This window comes from Streptomyces saintjeani, assembly GCF_055409605.1.
Genome location: NZ_CP189624.1, coordinates 8,133,662 through 8,147,447, shown reverse-complemented (window position 1 = coordinate 8,147,447; position 13,786 = coordinate 8,133,662). Strand labels below are relative to the sequence as shown.

The 13,786-nt window shown below is 71.1% G+C and carries 10 protein-coding genes; 6 read left to right on the top strand and 4 right to left on the bottom strand.

The annotated features are described in order from the left end of the window. The first annotated feature begins 1 nt into the window (after position 1). The 3 genes from ACQCO7_RS36670 to ACQCO7_RS36660 all read left to right on the top strand — a co-directional run bounded on the left by ACQCO7_RS36670 (position 2) and on the right by ACQCO7_RS36660 (position 3,858). On the top strand, positions 2-1,555 hold the full coding sequence (locus ACQCO7_RS36670; RefSeq protein ID WP_464075845.1) for a sugar ABC transporter ATP-binding protein: 1,554 nt from the start codon (positions 2-4) through the stop codon (positions 1,553-1,555). Then, positions 1,555-2,646 carry an ABC transporter permease gene (locus tag ACQCO7_RS36665; RefSeq protein WP_464075844.1) on the top strand — a complete coding sequence of 364 codons (1,092 nt, stop codon included), beginning with the start codon at positions 1,555-1,557 and terminating at the stop codon, positions 2,644-2,646. The genes ACQCO7_RS36670 and ACQCO7_RS36665 overlap by 1 nt, the downstream gene beginning before the upstream one ends. A 96-nt stretch (positions 2,647-2,742) precedes the next feature. Beyond that, positions 2,743-3,858 (top strand): substrate-binding domain-containing protein, encoded by a 1,116-nt coding sequence (locus ACQCO7_RS36660; protein WP_464077379.1) that lies wholly within the window; start codon positions 2,743-2,745, stop codon positions 3,856-3,858. A gap of 15 nt (positions 3,859-3,873) precedes the next feature. On the opposite strand, the gene ACQCO7_RS36655 is transcribed toward ACQCO7_RS36660, so the two are convergent. Next, on the bottom strand, positions 3,874-4,944 hold the full coding sequence (locus ACQCO7_RS36655; protein WP_464075843.1) for a PucR family transcriptional regulator: 1,071 nt from the start codon (positions 4,942-4,944) through the stop codon (positions 3,874-3,876). Between the two features lie 474 nt (positions 4,945-5,418). Here ACQCO7_RS36655 and ACQCO7_RS36650 point away from each other — a divergent pair, with 474 nt between their 5' ends. Continuing rightward, on the top strand, positions 5,419-6,732 hold the full coding sequence (locus ACQCO7_RS36650; protein ID WP_464075842.1) for an acyltransferase domain-containing protein: 1,314 nt from the start codon (positions 5,419-5,421) through the stop codon (positions 6,730-6,732). Here ACQCO7_RS36650 and ACQCO7_RS36645 read toward each other — a convergent pair. Beyond that, positions 6,699-9,452 carry a BTAD domain-containing putative transcriptional regulator gene (locus ACQCO7_RS36645; RefSeq protein WP_464075841.1) on the bottom strand — a complete coding sequence of 918 codons (2,754 nt, stop codon included), beginning with the start codon at positions 9,450-9,452 and terminating at the stop codon, positions 6,699-6,701. The genes ACQCO7_RS36650 and ACQCO7_RS36645 overlap by 34 nt on opposite strands. A gap of 425 nt (positions 9,453-9,877) precedes the next feature. Here ACQCO7_RS36645 and ACQCO7_RS36640 point away from each other — a divergent pair, with 425 nt between their 5' ends. Continuing rightward, positions 9,878-10,546: an O-methyltransferase gene (locus ACQCO7_RS36640; protein ID WP_464075840.1), complete on the top strand. Its 669-nt coding sequence runs from the start codon at positions 9,878-9,880 to the stop codon at positions 10,544-10,546. A gap of 185 nt (positions 10,547-10,731) precedes the next feature. Further along, entirely contained in the window at positions 10,732-11,535 is an 804-nt protein-coding gene (locus tag ACQCO7_RS36635; RefSeq protein WP_464075839.1) for an AfsR/SARP family transcriptional regulator, read from the top strand. Positions 11,536-11,560: 25 nt separating this feature from the next. Here ACQCO7_RS36635 and ACQCO7_RS36630 read toward each other — a convergent pair whose 3' ends face one another. Next, a complete protein-coding gene (locus ACQCO7_RS36630; RefSeq protein WP_464075838.1) occupies positions 11,561-12,643 on the bottom strand; it encodes an HAD-IIIC family phosphatase in 1,083 nt (360 codons plus the stop codon). 28 nt (positions 12,644-12,671) lie between these two features. Further along, positions 12,672-13,784: an acyl-CoA dehydrogenase family protein gene (locus tag ACQCO7_RS36625; RefSeq protein WP_464075837.1), complete on the bottom strand. Its 1,113-nt coding sequence runs from the start codon at positions 13,782-13,784 to the stop codon at positions 12,672-12,674. Positions 13,785-13,786: the final 2 nt, after the last annotated feature.

The following is a 13,786-nucleotide window of genomic DNA, read 5'->3' as shown; positions in this document are numbered from 1 at the left end:
TGTGAACGACGCTCCCGACGACACAGCTCCCCCCAACCCCCCGGCCTCCCGCCCGCTGGCGACGATCCGCGGACTGTCCAAGCGGTTCGGCGGCACCCTGGCCCTCGCCGACGTGGACCTCGACCTGCACGCGGGCAGCGTCCTGGCTCTGCTGGGCCACAACGGCGCCGGAAAGTCCACCCTCATCAAGATCCTCGCCGGTGTCCACCGCGGCGACGAAGGCCGGATCACCGTGGCCGGCCACCCCCTCGGCACGGACGCCGCGTCCGCCGAGATGTCCTTCATCCACCAGGACCTCGGTCTGGTGGAGTGGATGACGGTGGCGGAGAACGTCGCCCTGGGCACCGGCTACCCCCGCCGCGCCGGCCTGGTCTCCTGGCGGCAGGTCCGCCGGCGCTGCGTCGAGGCGCTGGACATCGTGGCCGGCCACCTCGACCCCGACGCGGCCGTCGCCGACCTCACCCGCGCCGAACGCTCCCTCGTCGCCATCGCCCGCGCGCTGTCCACCCGCGCCCGTCTCATCGTCCTCGACGAACCGACCGCGAGCCTGCCCGCCGCGGACTGCGTCCGGCTCTTCGACGTCCTGCACACCCTGCGCGACCGTGGCCACGCCATCGTCTACGTCAGTCACCGCCTCGACGAGATCTACCGGGTCGCCGACCGCTTCGCGGTCCTGCGCGACGGCCGTCTCATCAGCCAGGGCGTCCTCGCCGAACACCGTCCCGACCGGCTCGTGCGCGACATCGTCGGCCACGAACCGGAGAGCCACCGGCCGCCCGGCCCCCGCACCACCGGGGCCGCGGCCACCACCGTGCTGCGGCTGACCGACGTCACCACCGAGGGCGCCGGACCCGTCGGCCTGGAACTGCGCGCCGGGGAAATCCTCGGCATGGTCGGCCTCACGGGAGCCGGCCACCTCGACCTCGGCCGCGCCCTCGCCGGCACCCGGCCCCTCACCGGCGGCCGGGCGCTGCTCGACGGCCGGCCCTACCACCCGGAGTCGGTCGCCGCCGCCGTGGACGCGGGAATCGGCTTCGTCACCAGCAATCGGCAGGAGGAGGGCTGCGCCCTCGAACTCACCGTGCGGGAGAACTTCCTGGCCAATCCGCGCGTCGACACCCGCTCCCCCTGGCACTGGATCAGCCCCCGGCGGGAGCGCGCCGAAGCCCGCTCGCTCATCGAGCGGTTCGGCGTCCGCCCCGCCGCCCCGGAGGCACCGATCGCCACCCTGTCCGGCGGCAACCAGCAGAAGGTCATGATCGGCCGATGGCTCCGGCTGAGCCGCCGCGTGGTGATCCTCGAAGAGCCGACGGCGGGCGTCGACGTCGGCGCCAAGGCCGAGATCTACCGGCTCCTCGACGACGCCCTCGCCCAAGGGCTCGCCGTCCTCCTCATCTCGACCGACTTCGAGGAGGTGGCCGACGTCTGCCACCGCGCCCTGGTCTTCGTACGGGGCGCCGCGACGACGGAACTGTCCGGCGACACCCTCACCGTCACCGAACTCACCCAGGCCGCGTCGGCCATGCCGGCGCTGACCGGAACAGGCGATCACTGATGGCCATCGAGACCGGATCCTCCCGCAGCCCGCAGCAGCCCGAGTCCGGCGGTGGCCAGGACACCAAGACGCGCCCCCGCACGACCGCCGCCGCCCCGGAGGGCACCTCCCGTCGCGCGGGCCTCGGCCACCTGATCGGCACCTACGGACTGCTCACCCTCACCGCCCTGCTCTTCCTGGTCTTCTCCCTCGCCCTGCCGGACACGTTCCCGACCCTCGACAACATCTCCTCGATCCTGTCCAACCAGTCGATCCCGGCCATGCTCGCGCTCGGCGCGATGATCCCCATCGTCACCGGCAAGTTCGACCTGTCCGTCGGCTACGGCCTCGGTCTGGCCCACGTGCTGACGATGCAGCTGATCGTCAACGACGGCTGGCCCTGGCCGCTGGCCTGCCTGGCCGTCGTCGGCGGCGGCTGCGTCGTCGGCGTGTTCAACGGCCTGCTGGTGGAGTTCGCCAGGATCGACTCGTTCATCGCCACCCTCGGTACCGGCAGCGTGCTCTACGCCTGCACCGGCTGGATCACCGACGGCGCCCGCATCGTCCCCGGCCCGCAGGGACTGCCCGCCGCCTTCACCGACCTGTACGACTCGAAGTTCCTCGGCCTGCCGGTGTCCGCCTTCTACGTCCTCGGCCTCGCCGTCGTCCTGTGGCTGCTCCTGGAGCGGCTGCCGCTGGGCCGCTACCTGTACGTCATCGGCTCGAACGCCCGGGCCGCCGACCTGGTCGGCATCCCCACCCGCCGGTACGGCATCTACGCCTTCGCCGGCTCCGGGACCGTGGTCGGCTGCGCCGGAGTCCTGCTCGCCTCCCAGCAGCAGATCGGCAACCCCAGTGTCGGCATGGACTACCTGCTGCCCGCCTTCGTCGGCGCGCTGCTCGGCTCCACCGCCATCAGGCCCGGCCGCGCCAACGCCGCCGGCACCGTGGTCGCCGTCTCCGTCCTCGCCATCGGTCTCGCCGGCATCCAGCAGCTGGGGGCCGAGTTCTGGGCCACGTCCCTGTTCAACGGCGGCACCCTTCTTCTCGCGGTCGGCCTGGCCGGCTACTCCGCCCGCCGCAGGCTGCGCGCCGGGAACGTTTCCTCCTGACGCCCCCTCCTGATGAGCACCCCTTCCCCCTTCCGCATGTCAGCAAGGAGCCTCGCCGTGACCCACCAGGTCGCCCGCGCGGTGCCACTGAGGGCCATCGCCGCCTTCGCCGTGGTCACCGCCTTCGCCTCGGGCTGCACTCGCGGCTCGGAAGCCGCCGCCACCGGCACCGCATCCTCCGCGAAGGCCGGCTGCCCGGCCGCTCTCGCCCGGGCCAGGACGGCCGTCAAAGCGGCCGAAGACGTCAACGCCCCCTGGAACGGCCCGACCACCGGCCCCAGGGCGGTGTCCGGCAAGAACATCGTCTACGTGGCCCAGAGCATGACCAACCCCGGCGTCGCGGGCACCGCCGACGGTGTGCGGGAAGCCGCAAAGGCCATCGGCTGGAACGTACGGATCATCGACGGCCAGGGCACCCCGGCCGGCATCCAGGCGGCCCTCAGCCAGGCCGTCGCCGTCAGACCCGACGGCATCGTCCTGTCCGGCTTCGACCCCAGGTCGACCGCTCAGCAGGTCGCCCAGGCCGACGCCGCCGGCATCCCGCTCATCGGCTGGCACGCCGTGGGCACACCGGGCCCCAGCACCAGCCCCAAGCTCTTCAGCAACATCACCACCAAGGTCGAGGACGTCGCGAGGATCAGCGCCGACTGGGTCATCAGCCAGTCCAACGGCCGGGCCGGGGTGGTGGTCTTCACCGACGCCTCCATCCCGTTCGCCAAGGGCAAGTCGGACCTGATCGTCAAGGAACTCGCCACCTGCTCCGACGTCAAGGTCCTGACGACGTCCAACATCCCCATCGCCGACGCCAGCAGCCGCACGCCCCAGGAAGTGTCCGCGCTGCTGTCCCGGCACGGGACCAGGTGGACGCACTCCGTCGCCATCAACGACCTCTACTTCGCCGACGCCGCACCCGCGCTGCGGGCGGCGGGCAGACAGGGCGGCGGAGCCCCGTTCAACATCGGCGCGGGCGACGGCGACCCGTCCGCCTTCCAGCGCATCGACAGCGGGCAGTTCCAGTCGGCGACGGTCCCCGAACCGCTCTCGGAACAGGGCTGGCAGATCGTCGACGAGTTCAACCGCTCCTTCTCCGGCGCACCGGCCAGCGGCTACGTCGCTCCCGCCCACATCAGCACGGCCGACAACGCCGGCGGCACGTCCTCCTGGGACCCGGCGGGGTACCGCGAGGGATACCGGAAACTCTGGGGGAAGTGACCCCCGGTTTCGCGGTCAGGCGGAGCGGCGGCTCGGCAGGGCGGCGGGCGGTGTCTCCCGGTCCCGGGGGACGAGCATGGTGGTGCCGAGTTTCTGGACCAGGTAGAGCGCGCTGTGCAGCCGGAGCCGGTCCTCGCCCAGTTCGCGCAGGGACGTGCCGAGCAGTTGCTCGGCCTTCCTGACGCGGTACAGGACGGTGTTCTTGGCGACGTAGAGGAGTTCGGCGGTCGCGGCCACGCTGCGTTCCTGTTCCAGGTAGCACAGGACCGTCTCCCGGAGCGCGGCGGTGGCCTTGTCGTCGGTGGCCAGCGGGCCGAGTTCACGCACGACGAAGTCCGTCGCCGCCGCCATCTCGTTGCCGAGCAGCAGGAGGAGTTCCAGCGCGCCGTAGTCGCGGACGCCGGCGGGCCGGGTCTCCCCCACCGTCTCCAGGGGTTCACAGGCGCGCGCCTGGAAGTGGGACCGGCGAAAGCCGGCGATGCCGTCGCCCGGGAGTCCGGAGAAGACCTGGATGTGGGCGGGTACCGCGAGCGGTTTCTCGATGCTTCGGAAGGCCGTGGGACGGGCGGTGCTGCGGCCTCCCCAGGCCCACAGCCGGGTGGTGCCGACGGGCAGCAGGAACGTGGAGGAGCAGCCGGCCGCCTCCAGCAGATTCAGTGCCGTGTCCTTCATCCCGCCGACCCGGTCGGGTACGGGCTCCTCGCAGGCGACGATCAGGGCGACGTGGTGCAGCGTCAGGTCGTAGCCGAGGCGCTGCACCGTGCTCGCCAGGTCGACCGGCTGGCCCTCCAAGATCGCGTTGACGAGAGTGATCCGCCCTCGGGCGACTCCGGTGAGCCAGCGCGCCCGGCACTGGGCGAAGGTGTTGCCGACGAACAGGACCAGCCGCTCCATGCCGTCGAAGAGTTCCGCGGAGAGCCGCTGCATCGCCGCCGGGCGCTCCGCCACGGGCAGGGCGGCGGCGCAGAAATCGAAGAACTCCTGCATGAGTTCCGCGTGAATGAAACGTACGCGGCGCAGCAGCTGTTCGACGTGCATGCCGGATTCGACACCCTTGCGGACCGTGTCACCGATTTCGTTCTTCACGCTTTCCGGCAGGGTATCCAGACCGCCCAACCGCAGCAGTCCCCACAGAGAGACCGCCTCGAAAAGGCGGGGCTCGGCGCGGGAGCCGAGATCCTCGAAATCGCGCTTCGCGGCAACCCGGTCGACCAGAACCCGGCTCTTCTCCACAACCCAGCCCACCGCTGCCGGGCCCACCAAGGAAATCGCCTGGTCGAGCAGTGGTGCGCCGACGGCCGACCGATTCAGCGCCTCTTGGTCAACGGGGCGCAGCAAATGTATCAAAACGCATCCTCCAGCGTTTCCATTTCATCTGCGGAAATGGTCCCGACCATAGGGAGCGACTCGGTGATCCAAAAGATATCACCCCGCGATCGGGGCCGAGGAATCACTGGGTAATTGCCGAGTATCAGTGATAAGCCGAGTAACTCATACCCTGCAATGAGCCATGAGTTGCCCGGCGTTACCTAGAATCTCCTGCGACGGAAGGGAAAACCCATGGGCCACGAGGCCGACGGCAAGGACTCCGCCCCCGTACCGGTGGCCTGGGTGTTGTCCGCGAGAACCGGCGCCGGCCTGGCCGCCCGGGCCGCCAGGCTGAGCAGGCAGGTCCGGTCGGACCCGGGCACGGCGAAGACCGAGATCGGCGCACGGCTCGTCGCCGGCGCCGCGTCGTCCGGGGAGCGCGCGGTCGTCGTCGACGACACGCGAGAAGGGCTGCTGGCGGGGCTGGACGCGCTCGCCTCCGGCCGGCAGGCACCCAACCTCCTCACCGGTACGGGCGAGGCGGGCCGCCGGGCGGTGTTCGTCTTCCCCGGTCAGGGCACCGAGTGGCCCGGGATGGCCGCGGACCTGCTGCGCTCGGCGCCGGTGTTCGCCGAGCGCGTCCGTGCCTGTGAGCGGGCGCTGGCCCCCTACGTCGACTGGTCGCTGGAGCAGGTGCTGACGGGCCTCGGCGGTGCGCCGTCGCTGGACCGGGTCGATGTCGTGCAGCCCGTGCTGTTCGCGACCATGGTGTCGCTGGCCGCCCTGTGGCGCTCGTTCGGGATCGAGCCGGCCGCCGTCGTCGGGCACTCCCAGGGCGAGATCGCCGCCGCGCACGTGGCGGGGGCGCTCTCGCTGGAGGACGCGGCGCGGCTGGTCGCCCTGCGCAGCCGGGCGCTGGACGCGATCCGCGGCGACGGGGCCATGGTCACCGTCATGGGCTCCGGCGGGCAGGTGCGGGAGATGCTGTCGGGCCACGAGGGGCGGCTGTGGGTGGCCGCCGTCAACGGCCCGGGCGCGTTGACCGTCTCCGGCGACCTGGACGCGCTCACCGGTTTCGAGTCGGCTCTCTCGGCCGCCCGGATCCTGCGGTGGCGGCTGCCGGGAGTCGACTTCGCCGCCCACTCCGGCCATGTGGAGGCGATCCGGGACGAGGTCCTGCGCCTGTCGAAGGAGACCCGCCCGTGCGACACCGCCGTGGGCTTCTACTCCAGTGTCACCGCCGGGCGGATCGACCCGGCCGAGCTCGGCGGCGACTACTGGTACCGCAATCTCCGGGAGCCGGTGCGCTTCCACGAGACGGTGGCGGCGCTCCTCGCGGACGGCTACGACGCGTTCGTCGAGTGCGGTCCGCAGCCGGTGCTCAACCTCGGCCTCCAGGAGACCGCCGACCAGGCGGGGGTCCCCGTGTCGCTGCTCGCCAGCCTGCGGCGCGGCGAGGGGGGGATGCGGCGCTTCGTCACCGCGCTCGCGGACGCCCATGTGCACGGGTTGCCCGTGGACTGGCGGCGCCTCTACGGGAAGGCGGGGCAGGGCGCGTCATGCTGAAGCGGGAACGCCGTCTTCGTCTCCTGGTCGTGGTAGAGCCGTGCCCTGAGCCCCTCGACCAGGGGGAGCAGCTGGTGCGGGTACCAGCGGGGCAGGTCGGCCGGGGTCTGGTGGTCGGGCTTCCGGGTCCCGGCGGCGTCACCGGGCTCGGGGAGGGGCAGCCCGTTGCTCCAGGCGCGGTGCCGGAGGAACTCCGCCCGTTGGCCGGGGGTGTGTCCCGCGATCCACAGGGCGTAGTCGGCGCTCTTCTGCGCGCACGCCTGGAGCGGCAGGCGCGCGTAGGCGACATGGCGGTCGACGGCGTCGCGGAAGACGTAGTGCGGATGCCGGCAGGGCGTGTCGCCGTCCTCGGCGGACAGGAAACCGCGGTGCACCAGGTCGTCGAGATCGGTACGGACCTCCGCCGGGTCCCGGCCACCGGCCGCCGCGACGGCCTCGGCCCAGACGACGGTGCCGACGGTGGCGGCGTCCTGGAGCGTGCCCCGCAGTGCGCCCGGCAGCCGGTCCAGCGCGGCCTCGGACTGCCATCGCAGGGTGGGGGGTACGGCGCGGACGAGGCGTTCGGCGTGCGTGTCGTCCGCCGTGGCCTCGCCGCCGGGCCGCAGGGCGTCCCGGATCAACCGTACGTAGTCGTGGGCGATCAGGGGGACGCCCGCGCACACCGGCACGAGCACGCGGCGCAGCCCGGTGAGCAGGTCGTCCGGGGCGGCGTTCTCGGCGTTCCCCTCCAGCGGGCAGGGGACGAGGCCGGCGTGGCGGAGCAGGTGGCCCCACAGCGTGTCCAGGTGCCGGTCCGGAAGGGGCGGCACGGTCACCGTCGTGCCGTGCCGCCGGGTTCCGAACCAGGAGGGCCGGGTCTCCCGTGCCTCGTAGCGCGCGTCGGCGACCACGAACACCGAGGCGCCAGCGGACGGGTCCGAGAGGCGGTCGACGAAATCCAGGACCAGGGGGTCGGCGAACTCCACGTCGTCGACGACCAGGACGAGCCGGCGCGACAGGGCCAGCGACTCCAGCAGGGTCATCAGGGCCTGGGGCCGGTCGGCGTTGCCTCCGCCGGAGCGGTCGCGGCCCGGTGTCCGTTCCAGGAGCGGGAGGAGCGCGGCGCGGGTCCGGTCCGCCTCGTCCGGTGTGCGGGCCGTGTCGGTGACCGTCCGGTCCAGTTTCGTCCGCGCCACGTCCTGAGGATCGTGTGCGGTGATGCCGCAGCATTCCCGCAGGGCGTGTGCCAGGGACCAGTCGTCCAGCACGGCGGGCAGCCGCACGATGGGCGGCGCCGGTTCGTGCGCCGACCGTTGCCGGACGGTCCGCAGGAGGTGCGCGGTGAGGTGGGTCTTACCCGTGCCCGGGCCGCCGGCGACGGTGACGAGGTGGGATCCGGTTCCGCCGAGGAAGCGGCCCAGCTCCGCGTTCAGCTGCGCGCGTTCCCGGTCGCGGCCGACCGTCACGTGCGGAACGGCCAGGTCGCGGCCGTAGGGCTGGACGCCGATCGCGTTCCACACCACGCTCTGGATCTGGGCGCGCTGGTAGACGACCTTGGTCTCGGTGGCCTGCCTGGTCCGGTCGCAGACCCATATCTCGTCGCGCTGGACGTACGGCAGCAGGAAGGCGCACCTCTCGCCGGCCGCCGCGCTGACGGCCGGCGGCCCGCCGTCGGCCCTGGCGCGTACGAGGGCGAGCCCCGAGGCGACGACGACGAGTACCCCGCCGTCCGTCGCCGGGTAGTCGTCGGCCATTCCGGCGTCGTGGTCGCCGTGGGCGAACCGGGCGCGCAGGGCCAGCGCGCACAGGACGGCACGGTACGGGTCGTCGCCGCGGCAGGAGTCGGCGCCGAAGGCCACCAGCCAGTCGGCCCCCGTCCGGGACAGGACGGTTCCGCCGAAACGGCCGGCCTCCTCCTGGACCGCGGCGTGCATCTGCGTCTGCCTCTCCTCGACGGACTCGGGGAAGGTGTCGAGGTCCCTCCACCGCCACAGGACACGCACGTGCAGCAGGCTCACCTGCCTGCGCTCCGCCGGCATCCGGTCGGCGTGTCCGGGAGCCGGCGCCGCGGCGCCGGGCAACCGCCGCGAAGGTCCGGCGTCCCGTGCGTTCCCGTGCTGCGGGGCCGTGGCCGGTCCACCGGTCCGGGACCATCCCGAACCGGCGCCGGGCAGCAGCAGGACGGGGTCGCGGGTACGGATCGCGTGGTGCAGCCGTTGCAGTTCGGGGCCGGGTTCGACGCCGAACATCTGTTCCAGTACGGCGCACCGGCGTTCGTACATCTCCAGGGCCTCCGCCTGCCGGCCGCACCGGACCAGCGCCATCATGCACAGGCCCAGCAGCCGTTCACGCTGTCCCGTGGCGAAGGTCAGCCTCTGGAGCTCCACCAGCACTTCCTCGTGCCGGCCGCACATCAGCTCCGCCTCGGCGTAGTCCTCGAAGGCGTCCAGGCAGGCGTTCTCGACGGCGTCCCGTTCGGGCCACGAGATACCGGCCTCGACCAGGTCCACCAGCACCTCCCCGTGGCGCAGGTCCAGTGCCTGCCGGAAGGCCGCCGCGGCCCGCTCCGGTGCCCTTTCGGCCATCAGCGTGCGACCGCGTCGCACCAGCGATCCGAAACGCGTCACGTCGATCAGCTCTTCGCCGACCTTGAGCAGATACCCCGGAGCCCGCGTCAGCAGTTCCACCGCGGCCCCGTTCCGGTCCTTGGGATGACCGGAAAGCGTCTTGCGCACCTGCATCACGGAATTGTGAAGAATCTTGCGGGCGGAAGCGGGTTCCCTTCCGTTCCACAATGCGGCGGTCAGGGCACTGCTCGAAACAACCTGATTGGGATGCAGGAGCAGATATCCGAGCACGGCACGACTCTTTACCCCGGGAAGCGGAATCTCACCGTTGCCACAGAGCACTCGAAGCGAACCCAGGACCTGGAATTCCACGACTCACCCCTCACGCCGTCGGCTATACACAGGGCATGAAGTGAACATACACATCACCTCGGACCCAAAAACCAGACCTCTGGGTCAATATTGACCGACAATTTTCAACACGCCACAACCCCCGAAGAGCCGCGAAGCGGACAAGTTCTCGAATTGTTCATCATCTGCACACAATGCGCATAACTCGCAGCTCAGCCGGCTCCCCGGCCCGAGGAAGGATCCGATACGTGGCAGACCAGACGGAGTTCTCCGCAGAACTGCTCACCTACATCCGCGACATCTCCCTGCGCGAGGACGACGTCCTCGCCGACCTGCGATCGGACACCGGGGAACTCCCCATGGGCCACACCATGCAGGTCATGCCCGAGGAAGGCCAGCTCCTCGGACTCCTCGCCGGACTCGTCCAGGCCCGCACCGTCGTCGAGATCGGCACCTTCACCGGCTACGCCACCCTCTGCCTCGCCCGCGCCCTCCCCCCCGACGGCCGGCTCATCACCTGCGACGTCAACCCCAAATGGCCCCGCTACGCCGCCCCGTACTGGAAACGCGCCGGAGTCCACCACCTCATCGACGTCCGCATCGGCGACGCCCACGACACCCTCACCGCCCTCCTCCACGAACAGGGCGAGTCCACCGTCGACCTCGTCTTCATCGACGCCGACAAAGCCGGCTACCCCCACTACTACGAGACAGCCCTCCGCCTCCTGCGGCCAGGAGGACTCGCCGTCCTCGACAACACCGTCCTCTTCGGCCGGGTCACCGACCCCGCCGACCGGCACGCGGACACCACCGCCGTACGCGAACTCAACACCCTCCTCCACCACGACCCACGCGTCGAGATCTCGCTCCTCCCCATGGCCGACGGAATCACGCTCGCCCGCAAGCGCACCCCCTGAGAACCGTTCACACCTCTCCTCTGGAGTGGAGACCCCGACCGAGGGGTACTTGAAGGTCGTAGGATCGAGAAGCACGTCCACGACCCGGGCCGATGGAAGCCCTGACTTAGCCTGCCGGTAACCAGACACGGAAAACCCTCAGGTCATTTCTGCGGCCGAAAGAGTAAGAACCGGAAGAGCAAAAAATGTATTTTTTTGTACTCGGTCCGTTGAAGGTAGTAGCCGACAACACCCCCATCGCCCTTGCCGGAACTCACCAGCGCACAGCCCTCGGGATGCTGCTTCTGCGTAACAATCGCGTCGTCACCACCGACAGGCTCGTGGCCGCCCTGTGGAGAAACAGCCCTCCCGCGACGGCCGGCAAAATGGTGCACAAAGCGATATCCCGGCTCCGCGCCCGGCTGGCCGGCGCGTCCGTCTCCGACGCCCGACTGGAACTCGTCACCGGCGACGGCGGCTACACGCTGCACGTCGACCCCGTGCGGCTCGACTGCACGCGGTTCTTCACCCTGATCGGCCAGTCCCGGGAGGCATTCCACGCCGGATCCCCGGTCACGGCGACCCGCGCCCTGCGGGCGGCTCTGGCTCTGTCCCGGGGGCCGGTGCTGGAGGACCTGGCCGAGTCGGGCGTGTCCTGGCCCGAGTTGCGCGCCCTGGAACACCAGCGCCAGAGCGTGCTGGAGGACCTCTTCGGCATCGCGCTGTCCTACGGGAGACACCGTGACATCGTCGCCGACCTGGTCTCCCTGACCGAGGTCCCGGTCCCCCACGAACGCATCACCGCTCAGTGCATGGTGACCCTGTACCGATGCGGACGGCAGCTCGACGCCCTGGCCGTCTACCGCCGCGCCCGGCTCGCGCTCGTCCAGCAACTCGGCCACGAGCCGAGCCAGGACCTGCGGAATCTCTACCTGCACATCCTCAATCAGGACACCTCCCTCGACTGGAACCCCGGCACCTCACTCGTGCCGGCCCGCGGCACCTGGTGACCCGCGGTCCGGGTCGTGAACCCCGTCACTTCAGGGACGGGGGGACGAGCCTGATGGTGTCCGGGACCGTCCTGCGCTCCGGGACCAGGTGAAGCCTGACGACGCCGTCGTCCCGCGGACCCGGCACGAGGTGCTCCGGGCCCAGGCAGGAGCAGCTCTCCTCGGTGAACCCCGCCAGCCTGTAGGCGATGTCCATCATCCTGTTGCGCTCCGTCCGGCGGAAGTCGGCGACCATGTGCACGCCGGCCTCATAGGCCGTGTCGATGAGCCAGTTGAGGATGGCACCGCCGATCCCGAAGGACACCACGCGGCAGGAGGTGGCCAGCAGTTTGAGGTGCCACACCCGCGCCTGCGTCCGCAGCAGCAGCACTCCGATCGCACCGTGCGTCCCGAACCGGTCGGTCAGGGTGGCCACGAGGACGGCATGGCTGGGGTCGTCGACGAGCCCGCGCAGCACGTGGTCCGGGTAGTGCACGCCCGTCGCGTTCATCTGGCTGGTCCGCAACGTGAGTTCCTCGACCCGGGCCAGGTCCTCGGCACTGGCGTGACCGACGCGCAGTTCCATGTCCAGGGTGCGCAGGAAGGCGCTGTCCGCACCCTCGAAATCCTCCTGCGCCGCCTGCCGGCGAAAGCCGGCCTGGTACAGGGAACGACGGTGGCGCGCGTCGGCGGTCGTACGGGCCGGGGTGAACTCCGGCAGCTCCGGGAGGGAAAGGACCTGCCCGTTCGGGTAACAGCGGACTTCGGGCAGGTGGAAGGCCACCTCCGCGCGCTCGGCCGGCTGGTCGTCGACGAACGCCAGGGTGTTGTGGGCGAACCGGAGTTCCTCCGCGATGCGCCGGACCGACTCCGACTTCGGCCGCCAGCCGATCTTCGGTACGACGAAGTAGTCGGCGACGCCCAGTTCTTCGAGCCGCTGCCAGGCGAGGTCGTGGTCGTTCTTGCTGGCGATCGACTGGAGTATGCCGCGTTCGTCGAGACGCTCCACGACCTCCCGTACCGCCTCGTCGAAGCGGACCTGGGCGTCCTCCAGCAGCGTGCCCTGCCACAAGGTGTTGTCGAGGTCCCACACCAGACACTTCACCAACGGCGGCGTGTTGCCGGACATCGGCGTCTCCCATCCTCCTGGGCGCATGTCACCGGGACAGGGCGTGCTGCCCGAGAATCAGCTGGCAGATCTCGCTGCTGCCCTCGATGATCTCCATCAACTTCGCGTCGCGGTAGGCGCGGGCCACCACGTGACCGTCCGTCGCCCCGGCCGAGGCGAGGACCTGCACGGCCGACGCCGCGCCCCGGACGGCGTGTCCGGAACTGAGGTACTTGGCCAGGACGGTCGCCGTGACCTGGTCGGGGGCACCGGCGTCCCAGCAGCGACTGGCGTGCTCGCTGACCCGGGTCGCGGACTGTTCGGCCACCAGCAGTTCGGCCAGGTGCCGGACGACGAGCTGGTGCTCGGCCAGCGGCCGGCCGGACTGGTACCGGGTACGGGCATGCGCGGCGACCGCGTCCAGGCACGCGCGCAGAATGCCGACGCAGCCCCACGCCACGGACATCCGGCCGTACGCGAGCGCTGTGGTGACCAGCAGGGACAGCGGCTGCCCGCCACCGCCGAGCAGCGCGGACGACGGCAGCCGGACGGAGTCCAGCCGCACCGAGGCGTGTCCGGCGGCCCGGCAGCCGAGCGGGTCGGCGACCTTCTCGATCCGTACCCCCGGCGCGTCGGCGGGGACGACGACGACACCGGCCCCATCGGCGTACCGGCCGACGACCAGCACCAGGTCCGCGTACCACGCTCCGGTCACCCAGACCTTGGTCCCGTCGACGACCACCTCGTCCCCGTCCGCGACGATCCGGGTACCGATGGCGGACAGATCACTGCCCGCCTCCGGTTCGCTGAAGGCGACCGCGGCGAGCCGGCCGCCGGTCAGCAGGGGCAGGTGGGCCTGGCGCTGCCCGGCGTCGGCGAGCCGCTGGACGGTCCACGCGGCCATGCCCTGGGAGGTCATGACGCTCCGCAGGGAACCGCACAGGCTGCCGACGTACGCGGTCAGCTCACCGTTGCGCTCACTGGTGTACCCGCGTCCGGCGTACCGTTCGGGGACCTGGGCGCACAGCAGGCCCCGCCGGCCCAGTTCCCGCAGCACCTCAGCGGGAATCTCCCCGGCGAGGTCCCAGGCCCCGGGCCGGTCACCGACGAGCCGGGCGATCAGTGCCCGTTCGCCGGTCTCCTCGGTGACGGCGACGCTCATGG